The organism is Sulfuriflexus sp. (assembly GCF_032250955.1).
Lineage (GTDB): Bacteria > Pseudomonadota > Gammaproteobacteria > AKS1 > AKS1 > Sulfuriflexus.
In genome coordinates, this window is record NZ_JAVVES010000037.1 from 1 (window position 1) to 19,756 (window position 19,756).

Sequence of the window (19,756 nt, forward strand, 5' to 3'; positions counted from 1 at the left end):
CAACATGGCAACTGGTTCAGCAGCTACAATGAGAATTATCGGTCTTATCCTGGTCGTTTCAGGCCTTGGGCTTGCATTATGGGGTTACCAGTTATCCGGTTCCGCCGGTTCACAAATAACCCAGGCTGTTACGGGTTCGGATACGGATAAGGTGATGAGTCTCTACATTGCCGGCGCGGTCAGCTTTGTGGTTGGCATATACCTTTTCACAAAAAGATAATACTGAAGGCATCAGGCCCGAAAGTGTCAGGCTCGATTGGAACCGGTGTATAAGCTGGAAGCCCTGCTTCTGAAAAGCAACACTGTTTTCATTTGAGCCTGACCATTTTGGCCCGCGCCCGGGGGTTCTCCCGGGAACAGACCCCGCTTAATGAGGCCTGGCCTCAACCTGGCCTTGATAATATTGCCTCATTTCTGACTGGTCTGTGGTAATATCCCCGTTCAGTGTGCGGCTGTTATTTATGTGCTTTTCTCTCAGGCATTGCCGGCCAACTGATTAATGTCGACAATATTACATTTCTACATCTCCAATCACCGCATCGCGCTTAGTAGACTCATTTTTCTCTTCGCATAATGTTGTTTGTAAACCGTTCCTGATGTTAATCAACAGGTACCTGCTTTTTAATCAAATTGGTCAGTTACCTGGCTCGGAAAACACAATGCATATAGAAATAGTCACTACTCCTAACGACGCGTTAAAAGAAAGCGGCTTTGGATCGCTAAAGGCCTGCAACAGTGTTCTGGATGCCGTCCAGCGGCTGGGGCACAGTGTCAGACTCAATGTATGCCAGACCAGGGCGTGCCTGGATGACATCGTCAAAAGAAGACCCGGGCTGGTTGTGCTGGCGGTAAAGTATGTCCCGGTTACAAATGAAGATGATATCTGGCTGTCTGGTTATTTTTCCCAACACAAGGTTAATTTCACCGGCTCGCCAAGAGATGTGCTTGAATTTGATTCCAACAAGGTTAAGGCGAAAATGCATTTAACGAACAAGGGCATCAAGACGGCCAGCTACTTCATAGCAACACCCGGCCAGTATAAAACCGAAAGTCAATTGCCGGTTGCCTTCCCGCTGTTCCTGAAACCATTGGATGCCGCAAACGGGAATGGTATTGATGACCTGTCGTTTGTAAAAAACTTTGCCGATTTCGAAAGCAAGGTCGCCTCGCTATACGTGGCATTCAATCAACCCATACTCGCAGAAGAATACCTGGATGGCCGTGAGTTTACCGTTGCCGTTATCAGAAAGCACAATAATGAGTTGCTCCTGTCTGCGGTTGAAATCATTCCGCCGACATCAACTAACGGCCTCAGGATTCTGGGCGCACAGGCGAAAAAAGACGACTCAGAAAAGATGGTAAAGATTGACGATGATGAAACAAGAAACAGGGTAGCGGCACTCGCGGCCGATGCCTTTAATAGCCTCGGCGCCAGAGACTTCGGTCGCATCGATATCAAAACCAACCAGGGCGGCGAATGCTTTTTCATGGAGGCCAACCTCGTTCCCGGGATGACCTATGGTTCCAGTTATTTCCCTGAGGCCTGTAAAATAGCCCATGATCTTGATTACGATAAAGTAGTCGAATTACTCCTGGCCGGGGGCATTGCTCGCAGTTCATCAACCTTGCCGCCGAATCTGCAACCTGACTCGGATCACCTTGTTGCCGCACTGTAACGCATTGCTGAAATTGCACTGTCTCACATAATGTTTGACGAGGTTTCTCTCCAGCCGTAAAGTCTTGCCGCGGTCAGGAATAAAGCACGAATGAATTGAGGAATCATTGACGTATGTCCGATGAGCTTTTAGTCGAGGTTACACGTAACGGCACTGTCGAGAGCCGACATTTTGGTGCCGCCGTCGTCTGTGATTTCGAAGGCAGGGTTGTTGAGAGCTGGGGTAATATCGAAAGGCTGGTGTTTCCGCGCTCCGCGCTAAAGCCGATGCTGGCAATTCATCTGATTGAGAGCGGCGCCAGTGATCACTATTCCCTGAGTGACGCAGAATTATCATTGGCCTGTTCGTCTCACCAGGGTGAGCTCATACATCAAGAGCTCGTGGAATCATGGCTAAGCCGGCTCGGCTTGACCGAGGATCACCTGGCCTGCGGCCCGGTGTTACCTGAAGATACTGAGCGGGCTCATCAACTGCTGGCCTCCGGCCAGCAGGGCTGTCGAATTCATCATAATTGCTCAGGCAAACACACGGGCTTTCTGACCACGGCACTGCACCTGAACTTGCCCCTGGACAACTACCATTTGCTCGAGCATCCATTGCAACAACTCTCAATGGATATACTCTCTGACCTGGCTGGCGTTGATCTTAAACAGTACCCAATGGGCATCGACGGCTGTGGCTTGCCCGCACCGACGATGCCATTAATCCAGCTCGGTCGCGCCATGGCTCGCTTCGCTAAACCTGTGGGTTTATCCGCTACCCGGGCGCAGGCAATTTATCGTCTTCATCAGGCAATTACCAATGAGCCGCTCTATATTGCGGGGCATGGAACAGTGGTGACTGAACTGAACGACGTGACGAAAGGCGCCGTGCTCGCAAAAACCGGTGCCGAGGGCATTCTTACCGCGGCCTTACCCGCACGAGGGCTAGGCATTGCATTGAAGATAGCCGATGGCAGTGCCCGCGCACGCTCCGTTGCCTTACTGGCCATCCTTGATCGTCTGGATGTTCTATCTGATGAAGATAAGCATAAGCTTGAGTCCCACATTTCTCCAACGATAGTAAACTCAAGAGGCCTGATCGTAGGAGAGATTCGCCCCGCTGCATCCTGGTTGTAATGATGGCGAGCTGCCGGACAATCGGACAGACCACGGTTCTCCCAAAGGCCGGAAATATGTAGAACCGGGCCAGAGGGCAAGGTTCTTTAAATTGGAAACAACTGCTCTCTGACCGGGTTATTTGTTATCTATCCCACCATTTTGTTGGGGTTCGTGCCTCATCCCAACCTACGCTCTGCCAACGGCTAACCACAAACCCTTGACTTATAATAAGGTCTCGTTAAGATAGTAATTAATTACTATCTTTTAAATATCAGGATATGCAGATGCGGAGCCATTCAAAACACCTGCCAGCAGAAGAGCGTCGTGCGGTCACCGTCGAGACGGTGATTGAGTTGGCTGCCGAGCAGAATCCCAGCGTGATTACCACGGCGGCCATTGCCAAGCGCATGGGGCTGACTCAGGGCGCGCTGTTTCGCCATTTTCCCAATAAGGATGCCATTTTGAAGGCAGTGATGGAGTGGGTCGCGAAACGGTTGTTGTCGCGGGTGGATAAGGCGGTCGAGGGGGTGTCATCCCCGCTGGCTGCGCTAGAGGCGATGTTCATGGCGCATGTGACATTTGTTTCCGAGCATCCCGGTATCCCCCGTCTGTTATTTGGCGAACTGCAGCGTGCGGAGGTTTCCCCGGCAAAACGCATGGCGCAGACGCTGATCCACCGCTATGGTGAACGCCTGCACCAGCTCATCGAGGAAGGCAAGGCGCAGGGTGAGCTGGATGCCGCGCTTGATGTTGAGGCGGCGGCGGCGCTTTTTATCGGCACAATTCAGGGGCTGGTGATGCAATCGCTGCTGGCGGGTGATCTCAAACGTATGCGCGATGATGCGCCGGGAATTTTTGCTATTTATTGCCGTGGCATCAGGAGCGCAGCATGAAATATCTACCTGTTGGAAATCGTACTCTGGCGATGTTGGCGGTAATTCTGCCGTTGCTGGCGCTGTTGATTTATGTCGCTCTGCGTTCCGGCCCGCTGGCACCGGTGCCTGTGAGGCTCGCGACTGTCGAGACGCGATCAATCGCGCCGGGGCTGTATGGCATCGGTACCGTTGAGGTGCGTTATGCCTACAAGATCGGCCCGACGATGGCCGCGCGGGTGCAGACGCTTGACGTGCATGTGGGTGATCGGGTGACGGCGGGGCAGGTGCTGGGGACGATGGACCCGGTTGATTTTGATGCTCGCCAGCGCGCCCAGGATGCGGCGCTCAAGCGCGCCAGGGCGCAACAGCAGGAAGCCGCCGCTCGCCAGCGCTATGCCCAGGCTCAGGTGCAGCGTTATGAGCAGTTGGTGGTTGCCGGTTCCACCAGTGAGGAGGTGGTTGCTACCAGACGGCAGGAGTTGCAGGTGGTTGATGCCGCGCTTGTTGCGGCGCATGAGGAGTTCGCCCGGGTTAAGGCGGAGGGCGAGGTTCTGATCGCGCAGCGGCAGAACCTGCGTCTGCTGGCCCCGGTCGATGGGTTGGTGGTGGCGCGCAACGCCGATCCCGGCACGACAGTGGTCGCGGGACAGGCGGTGGTGGAGGTGATTGAACCCGAGAGTCTCTGGATCAATGTGCGCTTCGATCAGGTCAGCGCAACCGGGCTCAGCGCCGGGCTGGCGGCGCGCATTGCGTTGCGTTCGCGTAGCGTCCTGACTTTGAGCGGTGAGGTGTTGCGCGTCGAGCCACTGGCCGATGCGGTGACCGAAGAGATACTTGCCAAGGTGGTGTTCGAACAGTTGCCCGAGCCATTGCCGCCAATCGGCGAGCTGGCTGAAGTCACGCTGATGTTGCCGGCGCTGCCGGCGCAACCGACAGTACCCAATGCCGCCCTGCAACGAGTTGACGGGGTGCTGGGGGTATGGCGGGTCGAAGACGACGCGCTGGATTTTGTGGCGGTGAAAACCGGCGTGCATGATCTTGATGGCCGGGTGCAGATTCTTGAAGGCCTGAAAGCCGGGGAACAGGTGGTGGTCTATAGCCGGCAGACACTCACTGACGGCAGCCGTATTAAAGTGGTTGAGCAGCTGCCAGGCGTTGCGCCATGATCAGTCTGGCCGGACGTGACATCCTGCACGGGTGGGGCAAGTTCGTCTTTACCGGTGTCGGTTTGGGGCTGTTGATCGGCGTAACCTTGACCATGGCCGGAGTCTATCGCGGCATGATCGACGATGCCCAGGTGCTGATCGACAATAGCGGCGCCGACCTGTGGGTGGTGCAGAAAGATACCCTCGGCCCCTATGCGGAATCCTCCAGCCTCTACGAAGATATCTACCGCGGCATCGCCATCATGCCGGGGGTGGCGCAGGCGGTTAACGTTACCTATTTCACCATGCAGGTGCGCCACGGTGAGCGTGACGTACGCAGCATGGCCGTGGGCATCGTCCCCGGCGAGGCCGGGCAACCCGGCTGGCCGCCCTACCTGGTGGCGGGACGCCAGATCACCCGCAGCCACTACGAGGCGGTGGCCGACATCGCTACCGGTTTCAAGCTTGGTGATCGTATCAAGATTCGCCGTAACCACTACACGGTGGTGGGGCTGACCCGGCGCATGGTCTCCTCCAATGGCGATCCGATGGTGTTCATTCCCCTCAAGGATGCGCAGGAGGCGCAGTTCCTCAAGGACAACGATGCGATTGTGCAAAATCGTCGCCGCACCGCCGAAAACCCGAACTTCAATCGCCCCGGCGTGCCCGGCCTGCTGGAAGCGGTCATCGCTTCGCAAAGCGGCAACCCCTATGTCAATGCTGTGCTGGTGAGCATCAAGCCCGGCTATACGGCGGAGCAGGTGGCCGAGCCGATTCGCCGTTGGAAGCGCCTGACCGTGTACACCCGCGCGCAGATGGAAAGCATCTTGATCGAAAAGCTCATTGCCACGGCGGCCAAACAAATTGGCATGTTTCTGGTGATCCTGGCCCTGGTCAGCGCGGCCATTGTCGCCTTTATCATTTACACCCTCACTCTGGGCAAGATCCGTGAGATTGCGGTGCTCAAATTGATTGGCACCCGCAACCGCACCATTGCCGTGATGATCATGCAGCAGGCCATCGGCCTGGGGCTGATCGGTTTTGCCGTCGGCAAGATTGCGGCGACCTTCTGGGCACCGATCTTTCCCAAATATGTGCTGCTGCTGCCAGGTGATTCACTGCGCGGCTTCGTCGCGGTGGTGATTATTTGCGCGCTGGCCAGTGTGCTGGCGATACGCGCCGCACTCAAAGTAGATCCCGCGGAGGCAATCGGTGGCTGATACTTACGGCATTCGCATAGAAGGTGTCAGGAAGCGCTACGGCGAAGGTGACACTGCGGTCGATGCGCTCAGGCACGTCGACATGCAGGTGGCGCCCGGCGAGGTGGTCGGCCTGATCGGCCCCTCCGGTTCAGGCAAGAGCACCCTGCTCAAATGCCTGGGCGCGGTGATCGAACCCACCGCCGGGCGCATGATTCTGGGCGAGGAAGTGATCTACGACGACGGCTGGAAGATCCCCGATCTGCGTGCGCTGCGGCGTGACAAAATCGGCTTCGTGTTTCAGGCCCCATATCTGATCCCGTTTCTGGATGTCACCGATAACGTGGCACTGCTGCCCATGCTGGCGGGGCGCTCCAATGCTGAATCCCGCAAGCGCGCGCTGGAACTGCTGGAGGCGCTGGATGTGGGGCATCGCGCCAAAGCCATGCCCTCGCAGCTCTCCGGGGGTGAACAGCAACGGGTCTCCATCGCCCGCGCGCTGGTCAACCGGCCGCCGGTGATTCTGGCCGACGAGCCCACCGCACCGCTCGACAGCGAGCGCGCGCTGGCGGTCATCCGCATCCTCAACCAGATGGCGAGCCAGTATGAAACCGCCATTATTGTGGTGACCCATGACGAAAAAATTCTCCCCACCTTCAAGCGCATCTACCACATTCGCGACGGCAGAACCCACGAGGAGGCAGGCGAGGGGCGGGGGTTCGATTGAGCAGCACATGCTTATATAAAAATCATACTAATAGTCTTGATTTTGCATGGCCATAACGACATTCTTGGTAACAGTCAGGTGGGGGAGAAAAGCCAGAATTTCGGGCTGCACTTGTATCTGGGAGATGCGCTACTAGCAGGGAAGAAAAGTATGAGGCAGAGAATAATTCTTGCTCTGATATTAGAGATCATTCCTTTCCGATACGGTTATTCACTACTCCTTTGGCTCTGATTGGGTTAGGGGAGTCCAATTGCCACAAGGATAATAGCTAGTAATTAAGAAATTTTTCGAATGGGATATATAGACCTCTGTCTATCATCGCAAAAGACGGATGTTTGTCTAAATTACTGATATGCGATCAAGGATGAAGGGGTGACTACGTAATATGCCAACGATACTCAAAATTGGACCCTATCGATTCTTTTTCTATAGCAATGAAAGAGGTGAACCACCCCATATTCATGTGCAGAGAGAACGGTTTCTTGCTAAATTCTGGTTAAATCCTGTTGCGTTGGCGGGATCAAAGCGGTTTGCTTCGCACGAGTTGCGAACAATACAGAAGCATGTTGATGAAAACAGGAAAATATTCCTGGAGGCGTGGAATGAGTACATTAGCAGTTGAAACACACCCCCTGGCTCAGAGTGTCGAGTTTACAGACGATGATCTGATTGTGTCATTGCTGGATGGACGAAAGGTTACAGTCCCATTAGTCTGGTTTCCGCGTTTGTCGGAAGCCACGAAAACTCAATTAGAGCGCTATGAACTTCTGGCGGATGGTGAAGGTATCCATTGGCCGGAAATAGATGAGGATCTGAGCGTGGCCGGATTGCTGCGCGGAGATCACTAGCATTCATCGCATAACAAACCCATCGAGCCGACGTTAAAAAACAGCGCAGCTCATGGATGACGTTATGTATTCTGAGAAAGGAGCACTTATGAGGTTGGTTTTGTTTTTTGTTATGGCTGTGCTTCTGTCGTCATGCGCTGATAATCATCAATTGATGCGTATGGGCGGTAATCTGCCAAAGCTCGATCAAGGCGGGGTAGTGTACGTATCGGTCCCTGGCGATGGACGTTATGGGCAAACTATCTATTATGGTTCCGGTCAAAACACGGCGCAGATCGTTGTTTTAGCCTTCTCACAGCATTTAAAACGGGTCGAAAGTGGCCATGAATATCAAGATTTTAATGCTTCCCTTGGTGTAGCACGGAAGATTGGTGCTATGTATCTCGTCGCGCCCACCATTTTGGAATGGGAAGACCGTGCCACCGAATGGTCTGGAATACCGGATAAGGCATCAATAAAACTGACGGTCACCGATGTGAGCACAGGAGCCACATTGGATTCCGTGATCCTGAAAGGCAAGAGTGGGTTGGCTACATTTGGCGGTGACCACCCACAAGATTTGCTGCCAAGGCCCGTAGGCGAATACGTTAACTCTCTTTATTGAAGGTCAACGCAATCAGGGAAAGACTACGGTTCTCCCAAAGGCCGGAAATATGTAAAACCGGGCTAGAGAGCAAAGTTCTTTAATACCAGAAACAATCGCTCTCTGACACGGCCCTGATGACTACGCATCACTTATGCATGTGCTATTGCAGCAAAATGGAGATGGTGGTGCGTCCGCGCAGGATGTTTAGCCTGATGCCATTGTTCTTGCCAGCCAGCTTGTAGGCCTCTTCCAGGTTTTGCACGGCGTCGTTGTTTATGGCGGTGATGATGTCGCCGGGGCGCAGGCCGGCACGCGCGGCGGGGCTGCCTCGCTTAACTTCGAGCACGACGATGCCGTTAATCAGCCCATAGGCGGGGTGGCCTTCGTCAAGGGAACCGATGACAGCACCTTCCAGGCGTTTATGCAGGGCGGCGGTGGATTTCTCCTGCGCCGCTGACTGGGCAATCCGTGCGTCGATGACATGCTCTTCGCCCTTGCGCACCACGGTCAGGCGCACATGGGTGCCTATTCGGAGCAGGCCGATGTAGTTACGCAGGTCATCGGCGCTGCGGATCGGGCGCTGGTTGATTTCGGTTACCACGTCGCCCACCTGCAGGCCGGCCTTGTCTGCCGGTGAGCCGGGGATGACCTTCACGACCACGGCGCCAGTGCGTTGCTGGCTGAGGTTAAAGGCGTTGGCGAGTTCCGGGGTCAGGTTTTGCGCCTGCGCGCCGAGGCGGCCGCGCTGCACTTCACCGTGAGTAACCAGTTGCTGCATGATGTCGCGGGCCATGTTGATGGGGATGGCAAAGCCGATGCCGATGTTGCCGCCGCTGCGCGAGAAGATCGCCGTGTTGATGCCGATGAGTTCACCGCGCAGGTTCACCAGTGCGCCACCGGAGTTGCCCGGGTTGATGGAGGCATCAGTCTGGATAAAGTCTTCGAAACCCTCGATGCCCAGGCCGCTGCGACCGAGTGCGCTGACGATCCCGGAGGTAACGGTCTGGCCGAGGCCGAACGGGTTACCGATGGCGATCACGAAATCCCCCACGCGCAAGGCGTCGGAGTCTGCCAGCGGCAGGGCGACCAGGTCCTTGGCCGGCACCTGCAGCACGGCGACATCCGTATCCGGATCGGTGCCGACCAGTTTGGCGTCGAGCCGCCGGCCGTCGCGCAGGGTGACGTTGATCACATCGGCCTGCTGGATGACGTGGTGGTTGGTCAGGATATAGCCCTTTTTGGCGTCAATGATGACCCCGGAACCCAGGTTCTGGGACTCGCGCTGCCTCGGTTGCGACGGGATATCAAAAAAGCGCCGGAAGAACGGGTCGCTGAGCAGGGGGTTTTCCTCCACCTTGATGCGTGTGCGCGTGAAGATGTTGACCACGGCGGGTGTGCTGCGCTCCAGCACCGGCGCCAGGCTGGGTAACGGCTCGCCGTTAACGGCGACGGGCAGCCCGGCACTCGCCGGCAGGCTTATGCTTAGCGCCAGGTAAAAAGCGGTCAGGATGGCCAGCCAGGTTCGGGGTAAATGCATATGAGGGTCTTCCTGTAAGAATCAGTCCGATGAGTAATATCAGTTAAATAAGGTCAGTAATACCAGATTTGTGCCAGTGTAGCGCCTCGGCGAAAAAAATGGTGCACCGTCTGTGCGGTGCACCATTTGTCACGGGGTCAGCATACGGAGCGGTTAGTGGTTAATCGTTATCTTGCGAGGCTGTTCAACCGCCTTTTTCGGGATGCTGATCTCGAGCACGCCGTGATGGCTGTCGGCCTTGATGTTGTCGGTATCGACATGATCCGGCAGGCTGAAGCGGCGGTAAAAGCTGCCGTGCGTGCGCTCGATGTGCTTATAGGCATCGTGTTCCTGCCGGGCCTCGCTTTCGCGCTCGCCGCGGATGCTGAGCATGCCTTTCTCGATATGCAGCTCGATGTCCTTCGGGTCGACCCCGGGCAGATCGGCACGGATCAGGTACTGGCCTTCCTCTTCCTTGACATCGACGGCGGGCCGCCAGTCGCTACGGCTGAATTCATCGTTGCCGCTCGGCAGGGCGGGCTCGAACAGGCGGCTCATTTCGCGTTGCAGATGGCCAAGGTTTTCCCACGGGTGATAAATGGTCATGATCGCTTACCTCTTCAATATTAATGTGATAGCTGACGCCGGCAGCGGCGTATTGTTGGTCTCTCAATGAGTAAAAATGTGGGGGTACTGCACAGTTTTTCAAGGCAAATTTTTTCGTTAAAAAACCACGGGGTTCTACTTATTGATGCCTTCCAAATGGTTGAATTTCAAGCAAATAAAGGGGGCCGGAATAGCATCACAAAATCGTCACAAAGGCATTGACAGCTACCGCATCTAGTAGCTATCGTATGGCCTTGACACTATATCTTGTGTTTGGCCCGCAAGCGGGGCCGGGAAGTTCACCAGAACAACAATAAATACCAGAATTAATAGGAGCGACACCCTCTCATGACTGCAAAGGCACACCTCAAGCCTGTGGCCACAAGCGTGGCACAAATTCCCTTCCAGGATGCCTCGATGGACATCTGGGACAAGAAATACCGTTTGAAGAAGAAAGACGATACCCCGATTGATATCGATATTGATGCCACCTACAAGCGCGTCGCCAGGGCCCTGTCTGAAGTCGAGGCACCGGAGAAACATGAGGAGTGCTTTGAGCAGTTTGTCTGGGCCCTGCGCCACGGTGCCATCCCGGCTGGCCGCATCATCTCCAATGCCGGGGCCCAGGCCTACAAGCCCGCGACCTCGACGATTAACTGCACGGTCTCCGGTACCATCGAGGACTCCATGAACGGTATCCTCGAGAAGGTCCACGAGGCGGGCCTGACCCTTAAGGCCGGTTGTGGCATCGGCTATGAGTTCTCGACCCTGCGCCCGAAAGGGGCCTATGTCTCCGGTGCCGGTGCCTACACCTCCGGGCCGCTGTCGTTCATGGATATCTACGACAAGATGTGTTTCACCGTGTCTTCGGCCGGTGGCCGGCGCGGTGCGCAGATGGCGACCTTCGATGTCGGCCATCCGGATGTGCTCGATTTCATCAAGGCCAAGCGTGAAGACGGCCGCCTGCGCCAGTTCAACCTGTCGCTGCTGGTCACCGAGGACTTCATGCAGGCCGTGAAAGATGACGCCGACTGGCCGCTGGCCTTCCCGATCACCGAGGACGAAGCGCGGCTGGACGGCATCGATGTGCATGACCCGAAGCAGGTGATCTGGCGTGACTGGCCGAGCCAGGAGAAGTACCTGAGGAACGACGACGGCGAGGTGGCCTGCAAGGTCTACAAGACCCTGCGCGCGCAGCGCATCTGGGACGTGATCATGTCCTCTACCTATGACTATGCCGAACCGGGCTTCATTCTCATCGACAAGGTCAACGAGATGAACAATAACTGGTTCTGCGAAAACATCCGCGCCACCAATCCCTGTGGGGAACAGCCCCTGCCGCCTTACGGCTCCTGCCTGCTTGGTTCGGTGAACCTGACCAAGTGTGTGCGTGATCCGTTCACCGACAAGGCCAGTTTCGACTGGGACGAGTTCAACCAGGTCGTGGCTATCTTCACCCGCATGCTCGACAACGTCGTCGAAATCAATGGCCTGCCGCTGGAAGGCCAGCGTGAGGCGATCATGAACAAGCGCCGCCACGGCATGGGCTTCCTCGGCCTCGGCTCGACCATCACCATGCTCGGCATGAAGTACGGCTCGCCGGAGTCGGTCGAGTTCACCGAGCGCGTCAGCCGCGAGCTGGCCGTCACCGGCTGGAAGGAAGCCCTGGAGCTGGCCAAAGAGAAGGGCCCGGCACCCATCATGGACGAGGACTTCGAGGTCACGGCGAAGATGCTGCGGCTGCGTCCGGAAATGAAAAAGGACGGCATCAAGCTCGGTGACAAGATCAAGGGTCGTATCCTGCATGCGCGCTATAGCCACTACATGCAGCGCATTGCCGAGCACGAACCGGAACTGGTCGAGCAACTGGCCAGCACCGGTGCCCGTTTTACCCACCATAGTTCGATCGCCCCGACCGGCACCATCTCGCTGTCACTGGCGAATAATGCCAGTAATGGCATTGAGCCGAGTTTTGCCCATCACTATTCACGTAACGTGATCCGTGAAGGCCGCAAGACCAAGGAAAAGGTCGATGTGTTCTCGTTTGAACTGCTCGCCTACCGCGAGCTGATCAGCCAGCAGGCAATGCCCTACACCGAAGACCCGGCCTGCAAACTGCCGGAGTACTTCATTACCGCCGAAGACATCACGCCGAAAGAGCACGTTGATATCCAGGCCGCCGCACAATTGTGGGTAGACTCGAGTATTTCCAAGACCGCCAATGTGCCAACGGATTACCCCTACGAAGACTTCAAGGACATCTACATGTATGCCTTTGAAAAGGGCCTGAAGGGATGTACCACCTTCCGCTTTAACCCGGAGGCCTTCCAGGGCGTGCTGGTCAAAGAGCAGGACCTTGAGAACACGACCTACCGCTTTGCCCTCGAAGACGGCACCGTGGTCGAGGCCAAGGGGAATGATGAAATCGAGTACGATGGTGAATTACATACCGCCGCGAACCTCTACGATGCCTTGAAAGAAGGCTATTACGGCAAGTTCTGAAGCAGAACCGCGACGGATAAGGAAACAAGACTATGACTATTAAACTGGAAAAGAAGATTGTCGACTACAGTGTCGTCAAGGTAGAAGAAGAGGCCGCCGCCGCGGCAGCGGAAAGCGCCGCAGCCAAGGTCAGTGAGATGGCGGATGTTATCCACATGCACGAGAAGCTGCAGCGTCCGGAGATGTTGCTCGGCTCGACCTACAAGATCAAGACCCCGCTCTCCGAGCATTCGCTGTATGTCACGATTAACGATGTGGTACTGAATCCCGGTACCAACCACGAATTGCGTCGCCCCTTTGAGATCTTTATTAACTCAAAGAACATGGATCACTTTCAGTGGATCGTCGCCCTGACCCGAATCATTTCCGCCGTGTTCCGCAAGGGCGGTGACGTCACCTTCCTGGTGGAAGAGCTGCGTTCGGTGTTTGATCCGCGCGGCGGCTATTTCAAGAAGGGTGGCAAATACATGCCCTCACTGGTCGGTGAAATCGGTGATGCGATTGAATGTCACATGCGTATGATAGGCCTGCTCAAGGACGACGGTCTCGACGAGCACCAGCAAGCCCTGCTCGCCGAGAAGCGTGCCCAGTTTGAGTCGGCAGCCGCCCAGGCAGAGAGCAAGGGCGAAAGCGGTGATTTCCCTGCCGGTTCGCAGTTATGTGCAAAGTGCAATACCAAGGCCGCGATCCAGATGGATGGGTGTATGACGTGTCTTAACTGCGGCGACAGCAAGTGCGGCTAATAGCGGCGTGAGGGCGCCGTATGCGGTGTTGTAGCGCATTTTCGTAAATGCTCACGTACTACTCGTACGCTGCGCTTTCCGAAAAGCACTACGCCTTGCCTACGACGCCCTCACTTGCTCTTAGTTGCAGTAAGTTTGGCGCTGCTCGAAAGATTCGCGCCTTGCTCTCACGGCTCAGGCTGTGCAGATACGAAGGTTAGCATAGGTGAAGATTGCGACGCCCTCACTTGTTCTTAATGAAAGGTGATGAGGTGTGGCGCTGCTCGAAAGATTGCTCTCACGGCTCAGGCTGTGCAGATGGATTGCGTGATGTAGATAATATGGGCTTATGGTCGTGGCAGTGAAGGACTGCGGCATAAAATAAAAAGCGGGGCGCGAATTTGCAACAACAAAAACAATTTTCGCTTTCTCATCGCCTGGTGCATGCCATCGGGGCGGTGTTGCTTTCTCCCTTTAAAACCGGTGCCAGTGGCGCCGGTTTTTTTATGTTTGTTCGTGGAGGTGTGCGGGGTGCGCGTTTGGCCCCTTGTAGTAAGTGGAAGTAAATAATAACAACAGGGATGCAATGAACAACCGGGCAAGAGGATACGGCAAAGAGAGGACATAACAACAATGGCGATTTTGCAAGAACCGGTGGTTGGCTCCTGGTACCTGAACCAGACCGGCAAGCTTATGAAGGTTCGTATGTTGATGTTTAGCGCGCAGCGGTTGTCGAAGGTGATGATCGAATACCTTGATGGTTCGATAATGGTTGTCGATATCGAGGCGTGGAATTTCCTTGACCTGAATGTAAGACAGCAGGTTGCCGACGGCTAGGCCGTCGCTACGAGGTGCAGGCTGGACCCTGCCGGCGTCTCCCGGTGAGACGTCGGTGTCTGCTTCTTTCTATAAACTGACAAACTGTCGGCGAGCCTCGGTGACCTTGGCCAGGTAACGACGCGCCTCGGCCGCCTGCAGGTGCCGGCGCAGATGCCGGTAAAGCTTGTCGGGTGGCATGCTGTTGATTATCCGTTTCGCCTGCTCGCGATCAGCGGAGAACGTTCGCAGGACATTACCCGCGCCGGTATTGTAGGCCGCAATGATGCAGTATTCGCGTGACAGCGGATTGGCGATATCCTTCAGATAACGATAGTTCAGCACATTCAGATACGCCGTGCCCAACTCGATGTTGTTGCGGGGATTGAACAGGAAGTCCGCTGACGGGATCCGGTCCTGGCCCCTGGCCAGGCGAAAGGCGTCACGGCCGCCACTGGCCGGTACGAGCTGCATGAGTCCGTAGGCCGGCGCGTGACTGACAGCATAGGGGTTAAAGTTGCTCTCGGTCTTGATGATGGCATAGACCAGGCTGCGACTGATGGCGAAGCGCCTGGCGTAGTGTTCAACCAGTGACGCGTAGCGCCTGGCGCGCAGGTTTTCGTGATCATTGAGCATGCGGAAACGGACCGTATGCACGGTCTTTGCCCCCTCCGGTGTCTGCGTGACCCGCTCGCTTCGCGAGGTGGCGAGCAGGTGCGTGGCAAAGCCCTCGGCCCGTGCCGGCGTGTCGATGTATTGCCCATGCTGGCTCTGCACCAGCCCGTAAAGATAGGGGCGGCCACTGAGCTTGATGGTCCTGGCCGAATACAGGTCCACCGCCCGCGGGTCGTCCGGTGTCAGCAGGGTGGTGACGATGGCGTTGCGCAGGCTGCCGACGGGGTGTTGTCGGTCCAGCGACTCGACCCGTATCCAGCCCGTATCGAAATCGATGATGGCGCGGCTTTTGTAATTCTGCGTGTATTTCACATATCGGTGGGCGCTGGGCAAAATGCGTTCCTGGCGCCCCCACTCGCGGTCCACTTCACCGCTGAGCAGTTTGACCAGTCGTTGCATGTCACTGGCCAGGCGCAGCGGGTTGGTTTTATAGCTGTTGACCCGGGACCGGGCGATGTTCTCGATGGCGTTGCCGGGATTGCCGCTGGTCACTACGCGCACGGCATCATAGGTACTGCAGGCCAACAGTTGGCTGATCACCAGAATCGGCAGGCTGATGCCCAGTAACTTTTTTGTTGTCTTCGGTTGCGGTCTGGTCATGCTCATCTGCGTTCCAGTATAGCCCTTATAGCCACAGGCGATACAGTCGTTACGTCGTCACATTATCGCAGCAAGACAAAATGCAACGGGCCGGTTTTCAGGATCCCACTTTGTCGCCATTTGAGGTAACATTCCACTTGTCATCATTCTATCCCTTAAGCAACTGTTTTTAGGATAGAATGTTTTTAACAGGTGAAGAATAAAGCATGCCTGCAACATACGGCATATAAAACATGCTGCGCCAACGGCTCGATAAAAACTGTTTTTTATGAATAAACAAGCTGCCACACGCCCGTTTTTGAAATGGGCCGGGAATAAATACCGGCTGATGCATCGCATCCTGCCGTTGCTACCGGAAGGCCGGCGCCTCATCGAGCCCTTTGCCGGCTCCTGTGCCCTGTTCCTGAATACCGGTTACCGTCTGAACGTACTGAATGATGCGAATGCGGATCTGATCAATCTCTATACTACCTTGCAGGACGAAGGTGACGAGTTTATCGATTATATCAAGTCATGGTTTGTGGCGCGGAATAATAACGAGACGAGTTACTACCGTCTACGTAAGACCTTTAACGAAACCGACGATCCTTATCTGCGCGTTGCCTTGTTTGTGTATATGAACCGGCACGGTTACAACGGCCTGTGTCGCTATAACAGCCGGGGTGGCTTTAATGTGCCATTCGGGCGTTACAAGCGACCCTATTTCCCCGAACAGGAAATGCAGCAGTTCCATCAAAAGGCCAAAGGTGCGCGCTTTACCAACGAGTGCTTTTTAACGGCCATGCGTAAGGCTCGCCGTGGCGATGTCGTGTATTGCGACCCGCCCTACGTACCCCTGACGAAAACGGCCAGCTTTACTGCCTACCATGCCGGCGGCTTTGGCGAGACCGAGCAACTGGCGCTCGCCGCACAGGCAGAGAGGCTGGCGGCCCGCGGGGTAACGGTGGTTATCTCCAACCATGACACGCCGTTTACCCAGCACGTTTACCGCAATGCTGAGTGCACAACCTTCCCGGTACGACGGACGATCAGCTGTAATGCGAGTCGTCGCGGCCATGCCGGCGAAGTGCTGGCCCTGTTCAGCTGAGCCCGGCCATCCCGGTCGGCTTGTCATCACGCCCTGGCGGGGTCGCTGCCAGGGCCGGGTAGGGGCGGGTCAATATGTGACGCTCTGCGGCAGTTCCCATGCTTGCAGGTTCCCGGCTATTTTCCCCAAGGCTCTGTTTATGTATGCTTTTTGTGTTTTGGCATGGTTGTTGATTGATCCAGTATGCAGCTCGCGCATGAGGCGCGAGACCATGGGAAAAGAGTACATGGGAGTCAGCACATGGCAGTAGAAGAACAACAAGAAACCGCACAAGTCATTCCGTTTCGCGCCCCTGCGCGCGACCCGATGCAGGTCAAGGTCGAGTACCTGATGGGTGTCATGTTCGAGTACGGCTACGGCGTCGAGGCCGATATCCAGGAGGCCTTGCGCTGGTACCGGGCGGCCGCCGAGCAGGGCCTGCCGCAGGCACAGAACAGCCTCGGTTTTATGTACAGTATCGGCCTGGGGGTAAAGTGTGATGCCGAGCGGGCCGCCCACTGGTTACAACTGGCCGCCGAGCAGGGCCATAGTGGCGCACAGACCAATCTCGGTATCCTCTATACCAGCGGTCGCGGCGTGGAAAAGGATGAGGAAGAGGCCGTTTACTGGTTTCGTACGGCGGCCCGCAATGGTAATACCCAGGCCCAGGAATTACTGGCTGGCGCCTACAGCAAGGGCTGGTATGGGCTGCCCCGTGACAGCCTGCAGGCCGATTTCTGGCGCCAACGCACAACCGGCTGACGTCCTGCCGGTGCCTCGACAGTGGTAACAGCGGTATGCTAATGTGCCGGGCCGCCAGTGCTGGTGGAAGACCCTTTACTTGCAGGGTATTAGTCGCCGACGGAGAGCCAAGCATGCCTTATTTTGTATACAGATTTTTGCCTGAGAACAAGAGTAAGCCACTCGAGTTAGTGGACTCACATGATGGCTATCGCGAAGCCAAACAGCACGTGAAGGAGCTGCGCGCAGCCTACCCCGATGAAGATCTGCATAACTTCCGTCTGGTGTTTGCGGATAACGAAAAGCAGGCCCGCATTCTGCTTACGACCCGGCGTGAAAAACCACAAATCGAGGAATGGGAAGGCTAACCGCCCGCCTGCCCCGTGTACCAGTCTTGTTACTGCGGCCCGAGACCCGTCGCATTCTCCCGCCGGGTCACTTCGCGTTGCCGGAGTTGCCAGTGTTCGCCGTCAACAAGTTCAACCCGGCCATCGGTATATTCCACAACGATGCCGCGCGTGCCAATCGCAATGACCTCCATATGCTCACCGGGTGCAATGTCATACCGTGTACCTACTGCAGGTTGAGTGTTCATAGTGCATCCTCATACGATAATAACGTGGTCAAGGAAAACACGTACTTTGACTGGTTGTCTAATTGGTAAAGCTTATGAGCGGTACAACATCATTTAATCGAGGTATGTGGCGATATGCTTATGTACGTTTATATTCAATTGCTTTGCCACCACTGCTCATAATTATTCTGGATTTACAGCGCGTAAGTAAGGGTCAATGTCCCTGATTACTGCGTGCTTAAAGGCCTTCAAACAGGTGGCGCTCCGGGTGTAGATTAGGAGTGTTTAAGTCATGTACGCATAAATTAAAGGAATGATGTTATGAGTAGTATCATGAATTATATTGTCGACGAGGACCTCATTAATAAAGACCCGAACGGCTTCCTGCTGGATCTGAATGACTGGTCGGAGGAGATAGCCGGGGAGATTGCTGCCGAGGAAGGAATCGTGCTCAGCGATGCGCACTGGCAGGTCATAAACTTCTTGCGCCGACACTACATCAAATATGGCAGTTCACCGAATGTGCGTCTGTTAGCGAAGGTGTTGACCAAAGAGTTTGGTGAAGAGGTCGGTAACAAGAAACACCTGTACAACCTGTTTCCGCACGGGCCTTCACGACAAGGTTGTCGCATCGCCGGTCTGCCCTTACCGAATGATTGTGTCGACTGGCCGGGTTAACTGTCAGGCCACCAGCGGGTCAGATTTTACCCTGTCCGGCTGCAGACCGATGTCGCCAAGCTGCTCAAGACAGCGATCGACGATGGCGGGTGGTGCCGCAATATAGGCACGCCAGCCATCCAGGTTGCCGGTCTGCGCCTGGATCTGCTGCAAGGCCTCGCTGGCGGTGTCTGTCTGCAGCGGGGTGAAGGTGAAATTTTCAAAGGCATCGTCAACCGCCCTGCAATAGCCTTTTGCATAATGTACCTCGTCTTCATGCGTGACCCAGTACAGGGCAATGGGCTGCGTCAGTTCCAGTGACAGGCTGTGCTCGATGAGGCTGCGGATCGGCCCAAAGCCGGTGCCCCAGGCAATAAACAGGATCGGGGCCGGGTCATCCTCCACCAGTGTAAAATCCCCGCTTGGGCCTTCGACTATCACCTGGCTGCCGGTTTTCAGTTCATTAAAGACATACTCGGTAAAGCGATCCCCGCTATTGCGGTGCAGTTGAAACTCCAGGTTCATGCCGTCGCAGGGGCAGCTGGCAATCGGCAGCTCACGCTGCAGCTCATCGTTAAGCAGCAGGCGGGTATGCTGGCCGGCGATAAAGCGTAGCGTCTGTGAACGTGGTGTGCGGATTTGCAGCCGCAGGGTATGCTCATTATAGCGTTCGAGTTTACGCACCCGGGCAGTGAGTCGCTGGACGGGAATGTCGCTGCTGTCATATGCCAGCGTGGCTTCCAGCAACACATCCCCGACGGCGGCCCGGCAACACATCAGCAGGCCGCCACGGGCCCGCTCAGCTTCGGTCAGGACAAAGTCCTGGTAGCCAACAGGCTTAACCTCGCCGGTCAGCAGACGGGCCTGGCAGCGTCCACAGCTGCCGTTACTGCAGCCATAATTAACATTTAAACCGGCGCGCAAGGCAGCGGCGAGCAGGCTTTCGCCTTGCTCGGTCGTGAAGGTAACCCTGTCCGGGTATAATGTGACTTGTGCGGTCATGGCATGCCCTGCCTGTTGTCTTTAAACTATAACATTCGTGACACCAGACACCAGACACCAGACACCAGACACCAGACACCAGACACCAGACACCAGACACCAGACACCAGACACCAGACACCA

At 55.8% G+C, this 19,756-nt stretch carries 22 protein-coding genes; 17 read left to right on the forward strand and 5 right to left on the reverse strand.

Annotation, left to right across the window (positions count from 1 at the left end; all coding sequences use genetic code 11):
- From RQ738_RS08110 to RQ738_RS08155, 10 genes are all read left to right on the forward strand, one after another.
- The coding region (locus RQ738_RS08110; protein WP_314164031.1) for a DUF3185 family protein at positions 1-220 on the forward strand (220 nt) is incomplete at its 5' end.
- A 439-nt stretch (positions 221-659) separates the two neighbouring features.
- Positions 660-1,676 (forward strand): hypothetical protein, encoded by a 1,017-nt coding sequence (locus tag RQ738_RS08115; RefSeq protein WP_314164034.1) that lies wholly within the window; start codon positions 660-662, stop codon positions 1,674-1,676.
- 113 nt (positions 1,677-1,789) lie between these two features.
- Positions 1,790-2,794, forward strand: coding sequence for an asparaginase (locus RQ738_RS08120; protein WP_314164037.1), 1,005 nt, complete (start codon positions 1,790-1,792; stop codon positions 2,792-2,794).
- 266 nt (positions 2,795-3,060) lie between these two features.
- A complete protein-coding gene (locus RQ738_RS08125) occupies positions 3,061-3,669 on the forward strand; it encodes a TetR/AcrR family transcriptional regulator (protein ID WP_314164038.1) in 609 nt (202 codons plus the stop codon).
- Positions 3,670-3,701: 32 nt separating this feature from the next.
- Positions 3,702-4,817, forward strand: coding sequence for an efflux RND transporter periplasmic adaptor subunit (locus RQ738_RS08130; RefSeq protein ID WP_314164040.1), 1,116 nt, complete (start codon positions 3,702-3,704; stop codon positions 4,815-4,817).
- On the forward strand, positions 4,814-6,016 hold the full coding sequence (locus RQ738_RS08135) for an ABC transporter permease (protein WP_314164041.1): 1,203 nt from the start codon (positions 4,814-4,816) through the stop codon (positions 6,014-6,016). The genes RQ738_RS08130 and RQ738_RS08135 overlap by 4 nt, the downstream gene beginning before the upstream one ends.
- Complete coding sequence (locus RQ738_RS08140; RefSeq protein WP_314164043.1) at positions 6,009-6,722, forward strand: ABC transporter ATP-binding protein; 714 nt, start codon at positions 6,009-6,011, stop codon at positions 6,720-6,722. Before RQ738_RS08135 ends, RQ738_RS08140 begins: the two co-directional genes overlap by 8 nt.
- Positions 6,723-7,107: 385 nt before the next feature.
- Complete coding sequence (locus RQ738_RS08145; protein ID WP_314164046.1) at positions 7,108-7,344, forward strand: DUF4160 domain-containing protein; 237 nt, start codon at positions 7,108-7,110, stop codon at positions 7,342-7,344.
- Entirely contained in the window at positions 7,325-7,570 is a 246-nt protein-coding gene (locus RQ738_RS08150) for a DUF2442 domain-containing protein (RefSeq protein ID WP_314164051.1), read from the forward strand. Before RQ738_RS08145 ends, RQ738_RS08150 begins: the two co-directional genes overlap by 20 nt.
- Before the next feature lie 52 nt (positions 7,571-7,622).
- Complete coding sequence (locus tag RQ738_RS08155) at positions 7,623-8,174, forward strand: DUF4823 domain-containing protein (protein ID WP_314164055.1); 552 nt, start codon at positions 7,623-7,625, stop codon at positions 8,172-8,174.
- Between the two features lie 142 nt (positions 8,175-8,316).
- Here RQ738_RS08155 and RQ738_RS08160 read toward each other — a convergent pair whose 3' ends face one another.
- Complete coding sequence (locus RQ738_RS08160; protein ID WP_314164062.1) at positions 8,317-9,693, reverse strand: DegQ family serine endoprotease; 1,377 nt, start codon at positions 9,691-9,693, stop codon at positions 8,317-8,319.
- A gap of 153 nt (positions 9,694-9,846) precedes the next feature.
- Positions 9,847-10,278 (reverse strand): Hsp20/alpha crystallin family protein, encoded by a 432-nt coding sequence (locus RQ738_RS08165; RefSeq protein ID WP_314164066.1) that lies wholly within the window; start codon positions 10,276-10,278, stop codon positions 9,847-9,849.
- Between the two features lie 348 nt (positions 10,279-10,626).
- On the opposite strand from RQ738_RS08165, the gene RQ738_RS08170 reads away from it, so the two are divergent.
- The 3 genes from RQ738_RS08170 (at position 10,627) to RQ738_RS08180 (ending at position 14,339) form a co-directional block, all read left to right on the forward strand.
- Positions 10,627-12,780 (forward strand): adenosylcobalamin-dependent ribonucleoside-diphosphate reductase, encoded by a 2,154-nt coding sequence (locus RQ738_RS08170; protein ID WP_314164068.1) that lies wholly within the window; start codon positions 10,627-10,629, stop codon positions 12,778-12,780.
- A gap of 32 nt (positions 12,781-12,812) precedes the next feature.
- On the forward strand, positions 12,813-13,523 hold the full coding sequence (locus tag RQ738_RS08175; RefSeq protein ID WP_314164070.1) for an NrdJb: 711 nt from the start codon (positions 12,813-12,815) through the stop codon (positions 13,521-13,523).
- 612 nt (positions 13,524-14,135) lie between these two features.
- Entirely contained in the window at positions 14,136-14,339 is a 204-nt protein-coding gene (locus RQ738_RS08180; protein WP_314164072.1) for a DUF6763 family protein, read from the forward strand.
- 69 nt (positions 14,340-14,408) lie between these two features.
- Here RQ738_RS08180 and RQ738_RS08185 read toward each other — a convergent pair whose 3' ends face one another.
- Positions 14,409-15,593, reverse strand: coding sequence for a murein transglycosylase domain-containing protein (locus tag RQ738_RS08185; protein WP_314164074.1), 1,185 nt, complete (start codon positions 15,591-15,593; stop codon positions 14,409-14,411).
- A 268-nt stretch (positions 15,594-15,861) separates the two neighbouring features.
- Here RQ738_RS08185 and RQ738_RS08190 point away from each other — a divergent pair, with 268 nt between their 5' ends.
- From RQ738_RS08190 to RQ738_RS08200, 3 genes are all read left to right on the forward strand, one after another.
- Entirely contained in the window at positions 15,862-16,680 is an 819-nt protein-coding gene (locus RQ738_RS08190; RefSeq protein WP_314164076.1) for a Dam family site-specific DNA-(adenine-N6)-methyltransferase, read from the forward strand.
- Positions 16,681-16,920: 240 nt separating this feature from the next.
- A complete protein-coding gene (locus tag RQ738_RS08195; protein WP_314164078.1) occupies positions 16,921-17,421 on the forward strand; it encodes a tetratricopeptide repeat protein in 501 nt (166 codons plus the stop codon).
- Positions 17,422-17,534: 113 nt separating this feature from the next.
- Entirely contained in the window at positions 17,535-17,768 is a 234-nt protein-coding gene (locus RQ738_RS08200) for a hypothetical protein (protein ID WP_314164080.1), read from the forward strand.
- Positions 17,769-17,797: 29 nt separating this feature from the next.
- Here the strand turns inward: RQ738_RS08200 and RQ738_RS08205 are convergent, their stop codons facing one another.
- A complete protein-coding gene (locus tag RQ738_RS08205) occupies positions 17,798-17,995 on the reverse strand; it encodes a hypothetical protein (RefSeq protein ID WP_314164082.1) in 198 nt (65 codons plus the stop codon).
- 300 nt (positions 17,996-18,295) lie between these two features.
- On the opposite strand from RQ738_RS08205, the gene RQ738_RS08210 reads away from it, so the two are divergent.
- The gene (locus RQ738_RS08210; RefSeq protein ID WP_314164084.1) at positions 18,296-18,652 is read left to right on the forward strand and encodes a TusE/DsrC/DsvC family sulfur relay protein; all 357 of its coding nucleotides are present in this window, start codon (positions 18,296-18,298) and stop codon (positions 18,650-18,652) included.
- A gap of 3 nt (positions 18,653-18,655) precedes the next feature.
- Here RQ738_RS08210 and RQ738_RS08215 read toward each other — a convergent pair whose 3' ends face one another.
- A complete protein-coding gene (locus RQ738_RS08215; protein WP_314164085.1) occupies positions 18,656-19,633 on the reverse strand; it encodes a 2Fe-2S iron-sulfur cluster-binding protein in 978 nt (325 codons plus the stop codon).
- Positions 19,634-19,756: the final 123 nt, after the last annotated feature.

Excerpts from the sequence above, each read along its gene's own strand:
- RQ738_RS08115 (WP_314164034.1), top strand. The coding sequence starts at position 660 with ATGCATATAGAAATAGTCACTACTCCTAACGACGCGTTAAAAGAAAGC.
- RQ738_RS08190 (WP_314164076.1), top strand. The coding sequence starts at position 15,862 with ATGAATAAACAAGCTGCCACACGCCCGTTTTTGAAATGGGCCGGGAAT.
- RQ738_RS08180 (WP_314164072.1), top strand. The coding sequence starts at position 14,136 with ATGGCGATTTTGCAAGAACCGGTGGTTGGCTCCTGGTACCTGAACCAG.
- RQ738_RS08150 (WP_314164051.1), top strand. The coding sequence starts at position 7,325 with ATGAGTACATTAGCAGTTGAAACACACCCCCTGGCTCAGAGTGTCGAG.
- RQ738_RS08155 (WP_314164055.1), top strand. The coding sequence starts at position 7,623 with ATGGATGACGTTATGTATTCTGAGAAAGGAGCACTTATGAGGTTGGTT.
- RQ738_RS08120 (WP_314164037.1), top strand. The coding sequence starts at position 1,790 with ATGTCCGATGAGCTTTTAGTCGAGGTTACACGTAACGGCACTGTCGAG.
- RQ738_RS08215 (WP_314164085.1), bottom strand. The coding sequence starts at position 19,633 with ATGACCGCACAAGTCACATTATACCCGGACAGGGTTACCTTCACGACC.
- RQ738_RS08160 (WP_314164062.1), bottom strand. The coding sequence starts at position 9,693 with ATGCATTTACCCCGAACCTGGCTGGCCATCCTGACCGCTTTTTACCTG.
- RQ738_RS08200 (WP_314164080.1), top strand. The coding sequence starts at position 17,535 with ATGCCTTATTTTGTATACAGATTTTTGCCTGAGAACAAGAGTAAGCCA.
- RQ738_RS08125 (WP_314164038.1), top strand. The coding sequence starts at position 3,061 with ATGCGGAGCCATTCAAAACACCTGCCAGCAGAAGAGCGTCGTGCGGTC.
- RQ738_RS08205 (WP_314164082.1), bottom strand. The coding sequence starts at position 17,995 with ATGAACACTCAACCTGCAGTAGGTACACGGTATGACATTGCACCCGGT.
- RQ738_RS08165 (WP_314164066.1), bottom strand. The coding sequence starts at position 10,278 with ATGACCATTTATCACCCGTGGGAAAACCTTGGCCATCTGCAACGCGAA.
- RQ738_RS08145 (WP_314164046.1), top strand. The coding sequence starts at position 7,108 with ATGCCAACGATACTCAAAATTGGACCCTATCGATTCTTTTTCTATAGC.
- RQ738_RS08210 (WP_314164084.1), top strand. The coding sequence starts at position 18,296 with ATGAGTAGTATCATGAATTATATTGTCGACGAGGACCTCATTAATAAA.
- RQ738_RS08185 (WP_314164074.1), bottom strand. The coding sequence starts at position 15,593 with ATGACCAGACCGCAACCGAAGACAACAAAAAAGTTACTGGGCATCAGC.
- RQ738_RS08170 (WP_314164068.1), top strand. The coding sequence starts at position 10,627 with ATGACTGCAAAGGCACACCTCAAGCCTGTGGCCACAAGCGTGGCACAA.
- RQ738_RS08135 (WP_314164041.1), top strand. The coding sequence starts at position 4,814 with ATGATCAGTCTGGCCGGACGTGACATCCTGCACGGGTGGGGCAAGTTC.
- RQ738_RS08195 (WP_314164078.1), top strand. The coding sequence starts at position 16,921 with ATGGCAGTAGAAGAACAACAAGAAACCGCACAAGTCATTCCGTTTCGC.
- RQ738_RS08130 (WP_314164040.1), top strand. The coding sequence starts at position 3,702 with ATGTTGGCGGTAATTCTGCCGTTGCTGGCGCTGTTGATTTATGTCGCT.
- RQ738_RS08175 (WP_314164070.1), top strand. The coding sequence starts at position 12,813 with ATGACTATTAAACTGGAAAAGAAGATTGTCGACTACAGTGTCGTCAAG.